The organism is Levilactobacillus paucivorans, from assembly GCF_001437125.1.
In the GTDB taxonomy this organism is placed as follows: domain Bacteria; phylum Bacillota; class Bacilli; order Lactobacillales; family Lactobacillaceae; genus Levilactobacillus; species Levilactobacillus paucivorans.
In genome coordinates, this window is sequence record NZ_JQCA01000163.1 from 13820 (window position 1) to 31228 (window position 17409).

Below are 17409 nucleotides of genomic sequence, written 5' to 3' on the forward strand. Positions count from 1 at the left end.
ACTCGCAATCTGTTTAATAACTATTAAAGACGTGACTCGCAAATTTCTTTTCGCCACTTGCCCGTGACAAGTAACTCTGAACGCCGTCAGTTGAGGAAACCTTGACGTCGATCGGAACCCCCGTTGGCAGATATTTCTGTGCCGCCGTCTGGAGATATTGCGTGAAGCTAATGATTTCCGTTTGACTGTAGAACTGGGTGTTGATATTAACGTGCATCCCCTGTAACGTGTTCCCATCGTATTGGGCTTGCGCCGTCACCCCACTCAAGTTCGGGAAGAAGTTCTCGACCTGCGACTTAAAGTTAGTAAAGGAGCTGGCATCGTTACTGTTAGGGGCACTCTGTCCACTTTCAACTGGGAAGACCACGTTCTTCTGACCCAAAGCCGTCCAATCCTTAACCGTCGTTGCCCCGGCCTTATTCTGGGAGTAAGCCATGAAGGTTCCCCCAACCAGACTATCGTTAGAGGCTTGCCGGTAAATAGCAATCACAATCGGCACGTTCTTCAAAGCCGACTTCTGACGCATCCGTTGCAGGACGGTATTGGCGGCCTTCTTGGCATATGCCAGGCCGGCTGCCTTGCTGATCTTGGTCTCGTAAGTGGCCCCGTACTGTTCCTTCTTGTAGTAGTCCACAGAGTTCACGGCGATCCCAACAGTCACCCCACTAAGTGAGAGCTTGTTGTTCTTTTGCGTCATGTAGTCTTGTTCTTCCAACGCCTGGATGTAAACTGGATTTCGCTTATCAGGAGATTTTGAGCCATTGTCTTTGGGATTCAATCCCGTGTCATTAGACTTTGACTGACGGTCTAACCAGTTCTGAACCGTGGATGAACTCAGGTATTGCCCTTCCTGGAAGACGTACTTCTTGGTTGAGAAGACTTTCTTGGAGACGTTCAACATCCCCGATTCAAAGCTCTTCAAATTGTAGGTATTGCCGGAGTCCTGACTGTTCGTGACCCCCCGTGACTTACTGGTCTGGTAGTGGCCACTCTTAATGACCCCTTCGTAGTCGCCATCCGTCGACTGGCCGGTCAGTTGGGTACTCCCCGTCTTGCTGGAACCCGAACCAGAAGACATGTTGGAACTACTTAAATTACCACACGCAGCCAAAAATAACGGTACTGTGGCTAACGCAATCAAGATTCGTAACCGTTTCACGACTTGTTTCCTCCTAAAGGTCTTCATTTGTTTTCATTCATCGCTGCTAACAGCCGGGCCTCATCCCAAATGGGAATGTCGAGGCTCTGGGCCTTCGTGAGTTTGCTCCCAGCGGCTTCCCCCGCGATCAACAGGTCGGTCTTCTTCGAAACACTGCCGGTAACGGTCGCCCCGTGTTGTTCCAACCAGGCCGTGGCTTCTGGCCGCGTCAGCTCATTGAGCTTTCCCGTCAAAACCACGCGTTGATTGGCAAAGGTGCCCGTCGGATCGACTGGCTCGCTTGGACCACTGGTGTAGGTGAGGTTAACGCCGACCGCGGCCAGCTCGTGCATCAAAGCCTGAACGGGGGCACTGCTGAAGTAGGTCACGACGCCATCGGCAATGATGCCCCCGATGGTGTCAATGGCCGCAATCGTTTCACTATCGGCGGCCATCAGGCTGTCGAGATCGCCAAAATCTGCGGCCAAGGAACGCGCCGCCTTAGCACCCACGTGACGAATACCTAACCCAAATAGCAAACGTTCTAATGAATTATTGCGACTATTGTCAATGGCTGTCAAGAGGTTTTGGGCCGACTTCTCCCCAAATTTATCTAAAGTTAATAATTGGTCCGCCGTTAATCGGTAAAGACTGGCCACATTGGTCACCAGCTTCCGGTCGAATAATTGAGCCACGATCTGGGGACCTAGACCCGCGATGTTCATGGCATTTCGGGAGGCAAAGTGATTCATGCCTTCGGCCAATTGTGCCGGACAGTTCGGGTTGATACACCGTAAGGCGACTTCCTCGTCTAAGTGGACCAACTCGGCCCCACAGGAAGGACAGTGTGTTGGAATCGGATAGACTTCGGCATCTGCTGGCCGTTTATCCGCCACGACCTGTGAGATTTCTGGAATGATATCTCCGGCCTTGTGCAGCAGCACCGTATCGCCCAGGCGAATATCCTTAGCCTGCAAATAATCTGGATTGTGTAATGAGGCTCTGGCCACTGTACTTCCGGCCAAAACCACGGGATCCATGACAGCGGTTGGCGTCACAATCCCCGTCCGACCAACCGTCCATTCGATATCTTCGACAATCGTTTGGACCTCTTCGGGTGGAAACTTGTAGGCAATCGCCCAGCGAGGCACCTTCACCGTCGCCCCGATCGCTCGTTGAAGGGGTAACGAATTGGCCTTAATGACGATCCCATCGATCCCATATGGCAGATCAGAACGTTGGGCCTGGTAAGTGTCGATATAGGCATTCACCTCGTCCATGTTGTGGGCGACTCGATAGGCGGGATTGGTCGTAAAGCCCAACTCTGCCAACTCGTCGAGTAACCCACTCTGGGTCCGGGTATTCAGCGGTTCATAGTCGGCAATGTTGTACATAAAGGTCGCCAATTTACGGTCCGCCGTCACCTGGGTATCCAGTTGACGCAACGAACCCGCGGCGGCATTCCGTGGGTTGGCAAATGGCGCCTGCCCAGCGGCCTCACGACGTTCATTAAGCGCAAGAAAGGCCGCCTTAGGCATGTAACACTCACCGCGCACATCGATGGTCAACGGCCGACTCAGGGTCTGTGGGATGGACGGAATCATCTTGAGGTTGGCCGTAATGTCTTCCCCAATTTGCCCGTTTCCTCGCGTGGATCCCTGAATGAATTTTCCGTTCTCATAACGTAGGGAAATCGCCAGGCCATCAATCTTTAATTCACAATTATAGTCAAAGTCCTCGTCCACGTTGGACCGCAAGCGATCGTTAAACTCACTCAGTTCTTCCAAGGAGAAGACATCCCCCAGGGAGAGCATCGGAATCGCATGCGCCACCTTAGGTAAATCACCACGGGTGGTGCCACCCACGTGCTGTGTCGGCGACTCCGGGGTCACGATGGCCGGAAAGGCTTCTTCCAGGGCCACCAGCCGCGCATACACACGGTCGTAGACGTCATCTTCCACCGAGGGCGCGTCGGCGTCGTAGTACTGTTTTCCCCAGGCTAAGAGCTGAGGACGGAGATTAGCGGCCTCGGTGGCGGCCTGTTCTTTCGTTAAAGTATTAGTAGGTTTGTCAGTCATTGTTTTCCTCCCACGTTAACTTCTAGTCATCCACTCGTTTGATTGGGGCAAACGCTGCTAAGAGCCGCTTAACACCCTGTTCTGGAAAGGCAATATCGAGTTCGGCATCTTCACCGGTTCCGTTAACCTTAACCACGGTTCCGATACCCCACTTCTTGTGGCTGGCCTTGTCACCCACACCCCAAGAAACCTTACCAGCACCAGTTCCGCCAGATTCACTGACGCGACCGGTCTTCCCATGATAAGGCGTCGCAACGGCACTGGCCGTCCGCCGTTCAAATGGTAAGTCACGCCGACTTGGCGTCAAGCCGGACTTCGTTTCACTGTAATCCAGATGGAGCAGTTCTGGTTCGATTTCGGTCACAAAGCGCGACTGCGGATTCGTTTGCCGGCGACCGTAAAGCATTCTAGAATACGCATTCGTCAAATAAAGCTTGGTCTGAGCCCGCGTGATACCCACGTAAGCCAACCGCCGTTCTTCCTCGAGCTCATCGTCTTCGAGCATGGCTCTGGACAGGGGGAAGATTCCCTCTTCCAGTCCCATGAGGAAGATAACTGGAAATTCCAGTCCCTTAGCCGCATGCAACGTCATTAACGTGACCTCAGCGGGTTCTTCCTCTACGTCGTCTTGGGCAGAAACCAAGGCCAAATCAGCTAGGAATTCAACCAACCGGTCCTCATCCTCGTCGTGATCGGCGTTGTCCCAATCCGTATCAAACTTCTGGGTCACGGACAGGAATTCCTCAATATTTTCAATTCGGGTTTCGGCTTCCAGGGACTTAGAGGCTTTCAAAGCCTTCATGTAGCCCGTCTCATCTAGAATTTGGTTGGTAATATCGGAGACCCCACTGGTTGGCGCGGCCTCTTGAATGGCCTTGATGGTCAATCCAAACTTCTCCATCGAATTGCGAATTCGGGTCCCCAGGTTATTGGCCAGACTAATGTTCTGGGTGGCTTCGAGTTCCGTCCAATCGTTAAATTCGGCGAACTCCCGGAGTTTGGTCAGACTCGTGGCCCCAATCCCCCGTTTTGGTTCGTTAATAATCCGTTCGAGACTCATGGAGTCCGCGGGATTAGCCACTAACGTCAGGTAAGCCAGGACGTCTCTTATTTCCTTACGGTCGTAGAACTTGTGGCCCCCGACCATGGTGTAAGGGATATTCGCCTTGACCAACGTTTCTTCAATCACTCGTGACTGCGCGTTGGTTCGGTACAGAATCGCAAAGTCCCCATAATCGTGGTGATTCTGCGTTCGTTCTTCTTGAATCTTAGCCACGACATAGTGGGCTTCGTCGTTTTCATTTTGACCCCGGTAATAGGAGATCTTGTCCCCTTCGGGATTCTCGGTCCACAGATCCTTCTTCTTCCGGTTAACGTTCTTCTGAATCACATCGTTAGCGGCCTGTAAGATGGTCTTAGTTGACCGATAGTTCTGTTCCAACAGTGTCACGTGGGCACTGGGATAGTCATGTTCAAAGTTCAGGATGTTTTCCATGTTGGCACCCCGCCAACCGTAAATACTTTGATCGCCATCCCCAACAACACAGAGATTGCCATGCTTCTTAGCCAGCATATTTACCAGCGTGTACTGCGCATCGTTGGTATCTTGGTATTCGTCAACGTGAATGTACTGGAACTTTTCTTGGTAGTAGCCCAGCACATCGTCATTTTCCTTAAATAACTTGATGGTCAGCATGATCAGGTCATCGAAATCCATGGCCTGGTTTGCCTTAAGTTCACGCTGATAGTTCTCGTAAACATTCGACACCGTTTCCTCGAAAGGATTACCAGCGGCTGCACGCATCATGGCCGGTGTCTGTAAGGCATTTTTAGCGTTTGAAATGGCCCCTAAAACGGAACGGGGATCGAACTTCTTCACATCCAAATTCAAGTCTTGTAAGACTCGCTTAACCAAGGTCCGTTGTTCACCGGGATCGGCGATTGTAAACGCCCGATTGTACCCTAATTTATCGGCATCGCGACGCAAGATCCGGACACACAACGCATGGAACGTGGAAACCCACACGTCGCGGCCATCGGGGCCCAAGAGCTTGGCCACCCGCTCCCGCATTTCCTTAGCCGCCTTGTTCGTAAAGGTAATCGCCAGAATCCGCCAAGGCATCACACTATTGTGTTCAATGAGATACGCCACTCGGTGCGTCAATACTCGGGTCTTGCCACTACCGGCACCCGCCAATACCAACAGAGGGCCCTCCGTTTGGAGAACGGCCTCCGTCTGCTTATCATTCATGCCAGTTAACAATTCTTCTCCTGCCACCGTGAACACAATCCTCTCTGTAATTAGTCTTGACCATTATAGCAAAAAAACATACGTTCTGCGAGGTGAACTCCCCTAGTTTACCAGGTCGTTTTTGCCCATGAAAAAGGGTCGAGACCGCTGCCTCGACCCCCACTCCTTCGGGTCATTTGGCAACCCTTAAAGAAGTTCTAAATTAAGACTCCGCCGGCGTGTTCCAAATTCCGGTATCATCCAATTGATCTAAGATCGTTTTAACCGTTTCACCCTGAACCGAGATGTGACCCATGACTTCATCCGACGCCTGTTTCTTCAGGTGATAGAAGGTGAAGTGCCAGTTAGACTTCAACTGCCACTGCGTCCGAATGGCTGACAGCTGATCGGTGGTAAAGGCCGCCGTAACTGCTGGCGTCAAGATTTCTGGGGTGGCCAATGGTAAACCGGCGATTGCCCGCAGATGTTGTTCAAATTCATTGACCGTGGCAGAGGCATCAAAGATGTAGCCCGTCTCACTCGGCGCTGGCACGATCTTCTTCACGTAGATGGTGCCACTGCTGGTCAAGTAGAAGGAGACCTCAAAGACGCCCACATAACTAACGTGCTTGGCGACTTCGTTGGCAATCCGGTGAATCTCACTGGCAACCGCGTCGTCGACCTGCGCCGGCACCCAAGTCTTCACTGGCCGGTCGGACACAGAGGCTGTTTCCGTAATTGGAAAGTCCTGCTGGTTGCCGTCCTGATCACGGGCAACGATGATTGAATATTCCCGGTCATAGGCGATTTGGGATTCCAGGATGTAGGTTCCCCAGTCCAAGAGACCCGCTGCCTTCGCAATATCGGTCTGCGTCTTAATCACAAGTTCTCTGCCGTGCGACCATTCCTTTTGAATAGGCTTCAACACGCAAGGATACCCGATAGAGTTAACGGACTGGTAAACGTCATCCAGGTTGATGATCGTGGCATATGGCGCGATGTTGACATTGAGTTGTTCGAAGAAGGCCCGTTCAAGCAACCGGTCTTGCATCATTTCCAGCATATCTGTCCCCTGAGGAATCCGCGTATACTGAGACAAGAATTTCACAACATCGGTACTGACCTGTTCGGAATCATAGACGATAGCCGCACAGCTCTCGGCAAAGTGCTGAAGCTTGTCATGATCCTTGCGCGTCCCAACTGCCTTGAAATCAGCCAATTGGAGAGCTTCGCTAGTTTCGTCGGGACCGTAAGCCCCCACGCGTAACCCCATCTTTCGAGCCGTGGTCACCAACATTGCTGCGTTGGCGCTATTTCCAATCACGCCAATTGTATCTCCCGGATATAAGACCGTGTTCGCCAATTTGCTCCCTACTTTCTGACTTAATATTATCTAAACAATGATCACTGTCACTAAATCACAAGATCCAAGCGGACGCTCGTGTTCAGATCTTCACTATAAGTTTAAAGTTTGCCTGACAATTACACAAGTATCCGTCCCCTAATCTTGGGCGAACTGGACCTCGTTGTGGTCAAATGAAGCGATGCTCGCCAAGGCTTCCAACTGAATGCCAGCATCCACAACTAACTGATGTCCCTTTTGGAACCGCTTCTCGATCACGACACCAACCCCGGCGACCGAAATCTGAGCCGTTTCGGCAATATCCAAGAGACCCTGAACGGCCTGCCCATTGGCTAAAAAGTCATCGATAATCAGCACCCGATCCTTGGCATCCAGGAACCGCCGGTCAATTGAGATATCGTTGTTTACCCGCTTGGTGTAGGAGTAAACCTTGGCCGTGTACAGGTGATCCGTTAGCGTCAGACTCTTGTGTTTGCGGGCGAAGATGACCGGCACATTGAGATGTAACCCGGCCATGACAGCTGGCGCAATCCCAGACGATTCCACTGTTAGGATCTTGGTAATCCCGGCATCGGCGAACCGGCGCGCAAACTCCGCGCCCAATTCATTCATGAGTTGGGGGTCAATTTGATGATTTAAGAAATTATCCACCTTAAGAACGTCACCCGGCAACACTGTGCCGTCACGTCGAATTCGATCTTCTAAAATTTTCATGTCTTCGCGGCCTCCATCACTTTGTTTTGTTTATATTCTACCCGATTGAACCTTAAAAAAACAACGGTCGACCGCCACATTTTACCAGGCTTAACCGAAAAATAATCCAATGACCTCGGCTAAAACCGTCGTGGCAGCCAAAATTGCCAGATTTCGCACGGCTAAAATGAAGGTCTGCTTCTTCACCTGAACGGCAAAGAAAGCTCGGACATTGCGGTAAACTAAGGGAATACTGAGTAAGGCCAGTAGCGACCACTTCGGCAGATCACCGACAGCCACCGATCCCACGAGTGCCAAGTAACCCACAATATAAAAGGCAGCAAATAAAATGAGCGACCCCCGTTTTCCCAGATAATAAACGATCGTCCGACGGTTTAGGGCAAGGTCTTCCTGGGCATCACAGATGTTGTTAGCCAAGAGCAAGGCCGCAATCGCCGTCACCGCAATACCGGATGCTAGTAAGACTCGACCGGCGAGTGACCAAGACAATCCCCCACGCTGGTAGACGTTGAGGTACACCGTGATCAACGTGATCAGGTAACCCATGGTAAAGCCGGCAAAAAATTCTCCCGTTGGTGTCCCGGATAACGGCCGCGGTCCGCCGGCGTAAAGATACCCAACTAAGAAACACCCGACGCCCATGATCAGGAGTGGCCAACCCGTGGCCCAGACCAACCAAAGGCCCAGTGCCCCAGCGATGACCACGAAGGTTGCCATGAGGCCGAAGACTCGCGCCATCCGCAGGTGTTGGACGCCAATAATGTTGGTTTCACGTTTCCACCGTTCGGCTTGCGTCCCGGCATGACGGTAATCCTGATAGTTATCGTTAATATCAACCGCCATGTTAAAGAGAAACATGGCCACGAAAAAGACCCCGATCACGTCCCAATTCACGTGATTAAAGTTAAAGGCCACGAAGATCAGCCCCAATAAAAAGGGCCAAACCGATGCAATCTTAGCCTTAATTTCCACTAATTCTAAAAAGTTTTTGACCGTCACACAAATCCCCCCGAATATCTTTTCTAAATTCGATGATAACCTTTATTTGACAACGTTTCCACTTGTCGGTAAGATAAATTTTAACGGGTACATAGTGAGGTGCAGTATGGATCAACAACTTTGGCGGCGATTCCCTTCAGTGGCGCCGCAGTTAAATGACTTGCAGGCCTATTTATTGGCTGCCATTCAACTCGACAATCAACCGATTCATCACAAAATTATCAGTCTGTTAACATCCGGTGGCAAGCTTCTCCGCCCCGGATATTTTTACTTATTTAGTGCCTTCGGCCAACCAGTGGATCCACTGGCGCTTCAGGCTGGAGCGGCGGCACTCGAAATTCTCCACGTTGGGACCTTGATTCACGATGATGTGATCGATGAGTCTCCGACTCGGCGTGGGGTCCGCACCATTCAGATGAAATATGGCCAGCGGAACGCAATCTATGCCGGAGACTTCATGTTCACGGTCTACTTCAATCAGGTTCTAAAGTCTACTGGTGACCGGGCCCTGGTCCAGGACCACATTGATTCGATGCACCGCATCCTACAAGGTGAACTTCATCAAATGGCGCTGAACTACCGCGAAGACGTGACCCAGGAAAGCTACTTAGAAGAAATTGCTGGAAAAACGGCGGAACTCTTTGCTCTCAGTTGCTATCAAGGGGCGGCGCTGACCAATGCCCCACAGAGCGTGATCACTCATGCTCGCAAGATTGGGTTGGCCATCGGGAGCGCCTACCAAATCTTGGACGATATTCTGGATTACACTGGTGATCCCCATAAGACCCGCAAACCCGTACTCGAGGATCTGCGGTCAGGGGTCTACTCACTACCCTTGATTCTGGCGATGCCCCTGGCGCGCAAAGATTTCCATCAGCTCCTAAAGAAGCGTCATGACATGACCGCGGCCGACATCATTGCCGTTCAACAGCTGGTCACCCAACACGGTGGCGTCACCGCGGCTAAGGCGTTGGCAACTCAGTTCACAGAACAGGCACTTGACGATATTCAGGCATTACCGGCCGGAACGGCTCGCGATGATCTCGCCAAACTGACGACACTATTGTTGCAGCGCGACCATTAGTGAGTTGTCGTAGCCCTCAACTTGGATTTAAAAGGCCGCCTGCGGCTGCCAGGGATTGCGCCTGCTGTGGGGACGCTTCAGCCCCTTGGGCTTCTCGCTCGATTTGAAGCCTCGCCAAGAACGCGAGTCTTCAAAATCGCCCGTGGTGTAAGGCCGAGAGAACCACTCGGTCTAACTCCACCTCCACGGCCGGCTCCATCCCTGGCCTCCTCCGGCTTTGATCGACCGGTGCCGCAACGTAACAGTACCGCATGCTAATCACGGTTAACCTTAAACAATTTGTGATTAGCTTACACAGGCCCACCATCCATCTAGATAATTAAACAAAAATCCTGCTTGACCTAACCGTTACTGGTTAAATCAAGCAGGATTTTTTCATTTCACTTAATCGTTATGTCCTCGGTCCAAGTCATAGAGCGACCGGAAGCGCGCGTTATCGCGGTAAAGTTCCGCCGGTGTCCCTTGCATATCAAACGACCCATCTTCGATGAAACGAACCTGATCGACATGGTTGATTCCAGCCAGATGGTGGGTCACCCAGATAATCGTCTTGTCCTTAAGAACATCGAAGACCGTGTCTAAGAGATGCTGTTCCGTGATTGGATCTAGACTCACAGTTGGTTCATCTAAAATAATAATTGGTGCATCTTGCAGTAGGATCCGGGCCAGCGATAACCGTTGCTGTTCCCCACCAGAGAACCGGCTACCGGCTTCTTGAACCTGCGTCTCGTAGCCCATCGGCAGGCGAGAAATCAGATCATCCAATTCAACCGCCTTGATGGCCGCGCGAACTTGTTCATCGGTCGCGTTGAGGTTCCCCAAACGAACATTATTCATGACCGTCGTATTGAAGAGGTATGGCTGTTGGTCCAGGACACCAAAGAGTTGGGCGCGCTGTTGTTGTAATCGTGCGATAGGTACCTCGTTTAGATGCACCGTCCCACGCGTTGGGGCCTCATCCCCGAGAATTAATTTCAATAACGTACTCTTCCCGGTTCCACTCGGCCCCAGTAAGGCCAATTTTTCACCAGCATGGACCGTCAATGACAGATCGCGCAAGACCTGGCGCTGAGCACCCTGATACTGAAAATCAACGTGATCAATAGCCAACGTTTCAAAGTCGCCGATCGTCGTCTGTGCCACCTGCTTAGGTTCCGATTCATCCAAGGCATTCACCCGTTGAATCGAATCCCGGTAGACTGGCCACTCACTGACCCCCTGGCTCATATCGGCAAAGGGTTCCACCGTTGGAAAGAGGGCTAACCCGAAGGCCGCGACCCAGTTAGCCTGCGCCTGACTCCCAGTAAAGGTCAACCCGGCCCACCACACAATGAGGATCACAGCGGCCCCGAAGATCACCTGAATGGCAAAGTTACGCCACCACTGGAAATGATGGTCACTACGCCGTAAGGTCGCAATCTGGTCGATGGGAGCGTCTTGTTGGTCTAGGAAATCTTGACGCCGACCGGAAATCAGCCAGTCACCTAACCCTAATACGGAATCGGTCAGTTGTGTGTAGAATCGCCGCTGAATCTGACGCGCCTGAAATTCTCGCCGACCATTAGCGGCGACCGACAAGAGTTGCATCACGATGACGATGACGCCCAACAAGACCAGCATTAACAAGCCAAAGGCCCAGTTGAAATACCCAATGCCTAACACCACAAATAGATACAGTAACCACCCAATAACTAGTGGAAACACGGTCCGTAGGTAGAGATTCTCAATATGATCGATATCCTCGGCCAGGATACTCAGGACATCCCCGGTCTGGTGCGTCTGACGAATCGCCACCGCTTGTTTTTCCACGGCCTGATACAGTCGCTTACGAAAATCAGAGACGATGCGGAGAACCCAGTTGTGACTGGTCAAGCGTTCCGCATAACGGAAGGCTGGCCGACCAATCCCAAAGGCCCGTGCCAACACAATTGGCACGTAAATCATGAGAATGTTGTAAGGATGAGTCGCCGCTCGGCTAATCAGGTAGCCAGAGTTAAACATCAACGCTCCACCACAGAAGAACGTCATGAATCCTAGGAAGAGCACTAATCCCAGCAACTTCCGGTAGCGACGGAGGTATGGCATGACCCAGTGATCGTGCTTAAATGTCTCGAAGAATCCTTTCATTTCACCGTCGCCCCTTCCATCTCTGACCGCAATCTGACGTAGGCCCCATTCTTCTCCTGCAGTTCAGCAGGGGTCCCCTGTTCCACAATCTGGCCGTGATCCATGACCAGAATATAATCCATTTCATTCATCCAATGTAATCGGTGCGTGGCAAAGAAGACCAGATGGTGGTCAAAGACCGGCATCATCGTTTGCTTCAGACCGACTTCGGTTTCAATATCCAAGTGCGCCGTGGGTTCATCGAACAACAATACGCGACGCGAATCGTCCAGAAAGGCCCGAGCCAACGCAATTCGTTGGGCTTGGCCCCCACTGACGCCTCGTGAACCTTCACCAATCGCCGTCTCAAGTCCTTCAGGCAACGTGGCAATCCAGTCACTCAGCCCGGCCTTAGCTACCGCCGACTGAACGGCTGTCTCACTGGCCTGAGGATCGTAAAAGGTAATATTTTCTCGCAGACTCGCATGGAACAGATAAGGGGCTTGTGGTATGTACACAAAACTCCGCTGCCAGGCCTTTTGATCCAGATGAGGCACCGCAGTCCCCCGAACCGTAATCTGGCCGTCCTGGGGGCTGAGAAAGCCACCTAGGGTGTTAATCAGCGTCGACTTGCCGGAACCCGAGGCACCTATGATGCCGACCTTTTGAAACCCTTTGATTTTAAAATTAAGATCCTGTAGAGTCGCCTGCTTCGAATCCCCATATTTAACGTTCACGTGATCGAAGGTCAGCGTATCCTGGTCTTCCCAAACCGGATCACGCAATGGCAATTGTTCGCGATCCTTTGGTGTCGGTCGCTGTAGAATATCAAGCACTGCGGTCAACGCGTTCTTCCCGTTCAACGTTGCATGATAATCGTTGGCAAAGTTACGAATTGGCGCAAAGTAATCTGGTGCTAGGGTCAAAATAATTAAGGCTGGCAACAGTTGAATCGTGCTATTCATCAACCCAAATCCTAGAAATACCGCAATAATGGCAATTGATAAGGTGGTAAAAAAGTCCAAGGCAAAGGTCGAGGTCATCGCGATCACCAGCGTTGCCATGGTTTTCTTCCGATAGTCCTCACTGACCTGATAGACGTTATCCGCATACGCCTTATTCAAACCCAGTTGTTTCAGTGTTGGCAAGCCCCGTAAGGTATCCACAAAGTGATTAGATAGCCGTTGGTAACCGGCATATTGTCGGTCGGCCTTGGCCTGCGCCGCCAAGCCCAGGATAATCATGAAGAAGATAATTAAAGGATAGATGGCCAGTAGGAACAAGGCTTCTTCCCATTTGATAAACCCAATATAAATCAGAATCAGCCACGGGGTAATCCCGAGATCCAAGACCTTACCGATAATCATCATGAGATAGGTCTGAATCTTATCGATCCCTTCCAGTCCCATGGTGACCACATTTCCAGTCCCCTTCTGAGCCACCACACTGGGTCCCAGATCGAAGAGCTTCGCCATGAATTGCTTACGCAACGTTTTGGTGGTGGTCTCTACAAACGGATACAGCAGCCAATTTTTTGATAGCGTTAACAAATGACGGGCTAAGAAAACGACTCCAAAAACAGCCAAGGGCATCACAATCGTGTGAATTCCCTTCAGCTGCCAGAGATTGACGATGGCTAGCGATAGGTACTTGGCTTGCAGGATAATCATCCCCGCCTGAATCAGGGTCAAAACGGCCATAATCAGTGCGGCCGGCTTCACCCCCGGAAACTTAAAAACCCGTTGATCAATCAATAAAAGCGCCCCCTTGTAACAAGTGATCTCTCTTACTGCCATGATACAGCTTTCATGCTTATTAATCGAGTTCGGCGTGCGCCAGAAAGCGTTAAGCTAACCCACGTTTCGCCAATAGACCCTCAGAGATAACAAAAAGGATGTGACCGAGATCACATCCCCTTAAAATTAACTGTTAGACTTAAGCATTTTGCTTTGGTGAAGCCAACCGTTTGTAGAAGACCCAGTAACTCCAGATGAAGTAAACCAGGACAATTGGCAGGATACTAAAGGCCAAAATGGTCATCAGCTTTAACGTGTATGGTGAACTTGACGAGTTCTTAATGAGCAATGAGTAAGCCGAGTTATTGGCAATCATGACCCGTGGGAACAAGCCATTAAAGATGAGCACCACAACACTGATTAAGGACAACCCACTACCGATAAATGACAGCCACTCGTGGTTCCCCAGAACGCCCCAGTAAGCCAGGACGGTGAAGATCACCAAGGCCACGACAATCGCGGTCGTTGACAATGGCTTCTTATCAAAGAAATCGGTGGAGAAGAACAGTAAGATGGCAAAGACCACTTCACCAGCGAACAACACTGGATACAGAATCTTATTCCAAGATAAGGCCCGTTCTCGCAATTCGCCAGACGTCTTCAACCGCATAAAGTTCAATCCATGAACCAGGCAGAGTACCGTGACAGCCACCCCACCAACCACAGAGAACAGGTTGACGTAATCCAGGAAGTGCGCAGTCATGTCGCCATTCTTGTCAATTGGCATCCCGGCGATCATTGACGTAAACAGCATCCCGAAGAGAAACGCCGCACAGAGACTCCCGATGGTGCCGGCCCAGCCCCAGAAATTCCGCCATTTAGCGGTTTCCATGTTAGCCCGGAACTCAAATGAAACGCCACGGAAGATCAGCGAAGCCAAGATGAGGAACAGAACCAAGTAATAACCTGAGAATAATGTGGCGTACCACATTGGAAATGAGGCAAACATTGCCCCACCAGCCGTAATTAACCAAACTTCGTTACCATCCCAGTGAGGCCCAATGGTCCGAATGACCACGTCCTCTTCAGCATCGTTACGTGCAAAGCTCTTGATCAGCATTCCCACACCGAAGTCAAAGCCTTCAAGGAAGAAGAACCCACTGAAGAGCACCCCGATGAGGATGAACCAGATTAATTGAAAGTTAGTCATGGTTGAACGCCCCCTTCGAATATGGGTCAATCTCCTTGTCACCTGCTGCATAACCATCGATGTTGGCGGCATCAGGGCCAGCCTTCAACGTCCGGTGACACAAGACAACCATGACAAGTCCCATACCGGCAAACATCAGGAAGTAAACAATATTAGACGTCAGCAGCGAGGCTACTGAAACGTTTGGTGAGACGGCATCCGCAATCGTTAACAGCCCATAAACAACCCATGGGTAACGACCAAATTCGGTGACAAACCAACCCGCAGTGTTAACCACGAATGGTAACCACAGACACAGCCCCAAGATGTACAGGAACCAACGTTGCTTCATAATGGCCTGCGACTTCTTACGGTTCATAATCAAACCGACAACCGCCAACAGGGCAAATAAGGCGCCGGCACCGGCCATGATCCGGAAGCTCCAGAACAAGGTCTTGGTAGGCACGTAATAGTTAATGTCATTACCAAATTTCTTATCATATTTGGCATGTAATTCTTTGTTAACCTTATTCATGCCTTTAACGGTCCCAGTCGTCTTGTGGTAACTCAATAAGTTCAAGACATAAGGCACATCGACTGACCAAGTGGATTTATGATTCTTCGTATCAAATCCCCCAACGGCCGTCCATTCCCCTTTGTTCGTGGAATCCTTGTACAACCCTTCCATGGCAGCAAATGTCATCGGGTGGTTGTTAATTAAGTAACGGGTCTGTAAGTCCCCACTGGCAATGGAACCCAGGGAGAAGATGAGACCAATAATCAAGGCGACGTTCAGTGACTTCCGGTAGAAGGTCACATGGTCACGCTTGAGTAACCGCCAAGCTGAACAGCCGGCAATCACGAACGCTGCGGTGACGAAGGCCCCAAAGATCACGTGAGGAAATTCGTTCCACAGTTGTGGGTTACTCAACACCTTCGAGAAGCTAACCATTTGAACGTGGCCAGTTTGCTTGTTAATGATGTAACCCAATGGGTTTTGCATAAAGCTATTGGCTGCCAGAATCCATAAAGCGGAAAGTGAAGACCCGAACATGACTAACCAAATAAAGAGTGTGTGGACCCACTTGTTAAAGCGGTCCCAGGTAAACATCCACATTCCGATGAACGTGGATTCAATGAAGAATGCTGCAAGGGCTTCGATGGCCAGTGGTGCACCGAAGATGTCCCCCATGAACCGTGAGTACTCCGACCAATTCATCCCGAATTGGAATTCTTGAATAATCCCAGTCACAACCCCAACGGCAAAACTATAGAGGAACATCTTGCCCCAGAACTGTGCCATGCGTTTGTAATCCTGGTCACCCTTGATGGCATACATGGTTTCCATGACTGCCACAACAAAGGCCAACCCGATTGAAAATGGAACGAAGAAGAAGTGAAAGACAGTGGTCATTCCAAATTGAAATCGCGCGAGGCCCAGGATATCCAGACCTAGATTTAGCATTTTTCCAACCTCCCCAAACGTTTTTGGTGTGAATAAATAATTGCTATCCTGGTTTCATTATATCGAGTGATAAGTCAACTTTCAATGATTGACCACTAATATACTGAAAGTTAATGGCTAATATTCGAAATTACTATGGGGATTGTTCGTTAACTTTCGTAACACTTTCTGGAATGTGTGCTATTTGTTGTCAGATTTTTATTGCTAGTTCGTGAAATTATGTTCAAAAACTATCAGATCTCGTGCTAGAATGAAAGTAAGTACAAGGTATGAGGAGGTTTTTCACTATGACAGAACGAATTCTTGCCTTACAACCATTAACCACGGAACAACGGGAACGCCTGGCCAAAGCAAACGTCGAAATTGTTGACGCCGCCGACTGGAAGTCCGCCGAACCAATCACAGTCATCTTTGGTTGGGACCCTGAAGTGGGCCCTGCCGCTCTGATGGCACCTAATAATCAGGTTCGCTGGATTCAAACAACCAGCGCCGGGATCGATTACCTGCCATTGGACTGGATTCGCGCACATGACATCGCCGTCACCAACGCCAGCGGGGCCTTTTCACCGGCCATCGCTGAATCCACCATTGGCTACCTGCTTTACTTCTTACGGGGCTTCAATGAAGCCGTTAAGAACCAAGCCGGTCACTTCTGGCAGCGTCCCCTTCGTAGTGACTTGGCCATGATCGGTAGCCAAACTATCGTTATTTACGGGACTGGTAGCATCGGTCAGGCAATTGCTAAGCTCCTAAATGGCTTTGGCAATCAACCAATTGGGGTTAACCGGACCGGTCATGATGTGCCTGGTTTCCAATCAGCCGTCTCCCTGGATGATGACAGCTCAGTTATTAAAGATGCTGACATCATCATTAACGCAATGCCGGCAACCACTAAGACGGTCGGTTACTTCAATGAGCGTTTCTTCAAACAACTCGATGGTCTCCGCATCTTCGTTAACGTGGGCCGGGGGAAGTCCGTCGATGAAAAGGCACTGATGAACGCATTGCTCTACCAAAACGTGCTTCACGTTGCCTTAGACGTCTTCGAGACGGAGCCCCTTCCAAAGACCTCACGTCTCTGGGACTACCCGAATGTCTTGATTACGCCACACCAAACCGGATTCGCCAAGGACGATGAAAAGCCAATCTTCGACATGTTCATGAAGAACCTGCAAGGTTGGTTGGCTGATGGCAAGCTTACCGTCAACGTCACCAATCCAACGCAAGGCTACTAAAAACATTAACAACTAAAATAAGCGCCCCCTTCACCAATTGGTGGAGGAGGCGCTTTTCAGTTAGCTCTTTAT

General features: G+C 50.6%; 12 protein-coding genes. 2 read left to right on the forward strand and 10 right to left on the reverse strand.

Going from position 1 to position 17409, the window contains the following annotated elements; all coding sequences use genetic code 11:
- Positions 1-13: 13 nt before the first annotated feature.
- The 6 genes from IV54_RS10155 to IV54_RS10180 all read right to left on the reverse strand — a co-directional run bounded on the left by IV54_RS10155 (position 14) and on the right by IV54_RS10180 (position 8522).
- A complete protein-coding gene (locus IV54_RS10155) occupies positions 14-1186 on the reverse strand; it encodes a CamS family sex pheromone protein (protein WP_057879217.1) in 1173 nt (390 codons plus the stop codon).
- On the reverse strand, positions 1183-3216 hold the full coding sequence (gene ligA, locus IV54_RS10160) for an NAD-dependent DNA ligase LigA (protein WP_057879218.1): 2034 nt from the start codon (positions 3214-3216) through the stop codon (positions 1183-1185). Before ligA ends, IV54_RS10155 begins: the two co-directional genes overlap by 4 nt.
- A gap of 22 nt (positions 3217-3238) precedes the next feature.
- A complete protein-coding gene (gene pcrA / locus IV54_RS10165; RefSeq protein ID WP_057879219.1) occupies positions 3239-5467 on the reverse strand; it encodes a DNA helicase PcrA in 2229 nt (742 codons plus the stop codon).
- 202 nt (positions 5468-5669) lie between these two features.
- Entirely contained in the window at positions 5670-6809 is a 1140-nt protein-coding gene (locus IV54_RS10170; RefSeq protein ID WP_057879220.1) for an ATP-grasp domain-containing protein, read from the reverse strand.
- Positions 6810-6947: 138 nt separating this feature from the next.
- Positions 6948-7523, reverse strand: a complete 576-nt coding sequence (locus IV54_RS10175) for a xanthine phosphoribosyltransferase (RefSeq protein WP_057879221.1) — start codon at positions 7521-7523, stop codon at positions 6948-6950.
- 90 nt (positions 7524-7613) lie between these two features.
- A complete protein-coding gene (locus tag IV54_RS10180; RefSeq protein ID WP_057879222.1) occupies positions 7614-8522 on the reverse strand; it encodes a 1,4-dihydroxy-2-naphthoate polyprenyltransferase in 909 nt (302 codons plus the stop codon).
- Between the two features lie 106 nt (positions 8523-8628).
- Here IV54_RS10180 and IV54_RS10185 point away from each other — a divergent pair, with 106 nt between their 5' ends.
- Positions 8629-9606 carry a polyprenyl synthetase family protein gene (locus tag IV54_RS10185; protein WP_057879223.1) on the forward strand — a complete coding sequence of 326 codons (978 nt, stop codon included), beginning with the start codon at positions 8629-8631 and terminating at the stop codon, positions 9604-9606.
- 384 nt (positions 9607-9990) lie between these two features.
- Here the strand turns inward: IV54_RS10185 and cydC are convergent, their stop codons facing one another.
- From cydC to IV54_RS10205, 4 genes are all read right to left on the reverse strand, one after another.
- Complete coding sequence (gene cydC / locus IV54_RS10190) at positions 9991-11733, reverse strand: thiol reductant ABC exporter subunit CydC (protein WP_057879224.1); 1743 nt, start codon at positions 11731-11733, stop codon at positions 9991-9993.
- Positions 11730-13466, reverse strand: a complete 1737-nt coding sequence (gene cydD / locus IV54_RS10195) for a thiol reductant ABC exporter subunit CydD (protein WP_057879225.1) — start codon at positions 13464-13466, stop codon at positions 11730-11732. Before cydD ends, cydC begins: the two co-directional genes overlap by 4 nt.
- A gap of 181 nt (positions 13467-13647) precedes the next feature.
- A complete protein-coding gene (gene cydB / locus IV54_RS10200; RefSeq protein WP_057879226.1) occupies positions 13648-14658 on the reverse strand; it encodes a cytochrome d ubiquinol oxidase subunit II in 1011 nt (336 codons plus the stop codon).
- On the reverse strand, positions 14651-16102 hold the full coding sequence (locus IV54_RS10205; protein ID WP_057879227.1) for a cytochrome ubiquinol oxidase subunit I: 1452 nt from the start codon (positions 16100-16102) through the stop codon (positions 14651-14653). Before IV54_RS10205 ends, cydB begins: the two co-directional genes overlap by 8 nt.
- A gap of 287 nt (positions 16103-16389) precedes the next feature.
- Between IV54_RS10205 and IV54_RS10210 the strand changes: the two genes are divergently transcribed.
- The gene (locus IV54_RS10210; RefSeq protein WP_057879228.1) at positions 16390-17337 is read left to right on the forward strand and encodes an NAD(P)-dependent oxidoreductase; all 948 of its coding nucleotides are present in this window, start codon (positions 16390-16392) and stop codon (positions 17335-17337) included.
- Positions 17338-17409 lie beyond the last annotated feature (72 nt).

Bases quoted from the DNA above. Each gene is read 5' to 3' on its own strand.
- IV54_RS10155 (WP_057879217.1), bottom strand. From the start codon at position 1,186: ATGAAGACCTTTAGGAGGAAACAAGTCGTGAAACGGTTACGAATCTTG.
- ligA (WP_057879218.1), bottom strand. From the start codon at position 3,216: ATGACTGACAAACCTACTAATACTTTAACGAAAGAACAGGCCGCCACC.
- pcrA (WP_057879219.1), bottom strand. From the start codon at position 5,467: ATGAATGATAAGCAGACGGAGGCCGTTCTCCAAACGGAGGGCCCTCTG.
- IV54_RS10175 (WP_057879221.1), bottom strand. From the start codon at position 7,523: ATGAAAATTTTAGAAGATCGAATTCGACGTGACGGCACAGTGTTGCCG.
- IV54_RS10185 (WP_057879223.1), top strand. From the start codon at position 8,629: ATGGATCAACAACTTTGGCGGCGATTCCCTTCAGTGGCGCCGCAGTTA.
- cydC (WP_057879224.1), bottom strand. From the start codon at position 11,733: ATGAAAGGATTCTTCGAGACATTTAAGCACGATCACTGGGTCATGCCA.
- cydB (WP_057879226.1), bottom strand. From the start codon at position 14,658: ATGACTAACTTTCAATTAATCTGGTTCATCCTCATCGGGGTGCTCTTC.
- IV54_RS10205 (WP_057879227.1), bottom strand. From the start codon at position 16,102: ATGCTAAATCTAGGTCTGGATATCCTGGGCCTCGCGCGATTTCAATTT.
- IV54_RS10210 (WP_057879228.1), top strand. From the start codon at position 16,390: ATGACAGAACGAATTCTTGCCTTACAACCATTAACCACGGAACAACGG.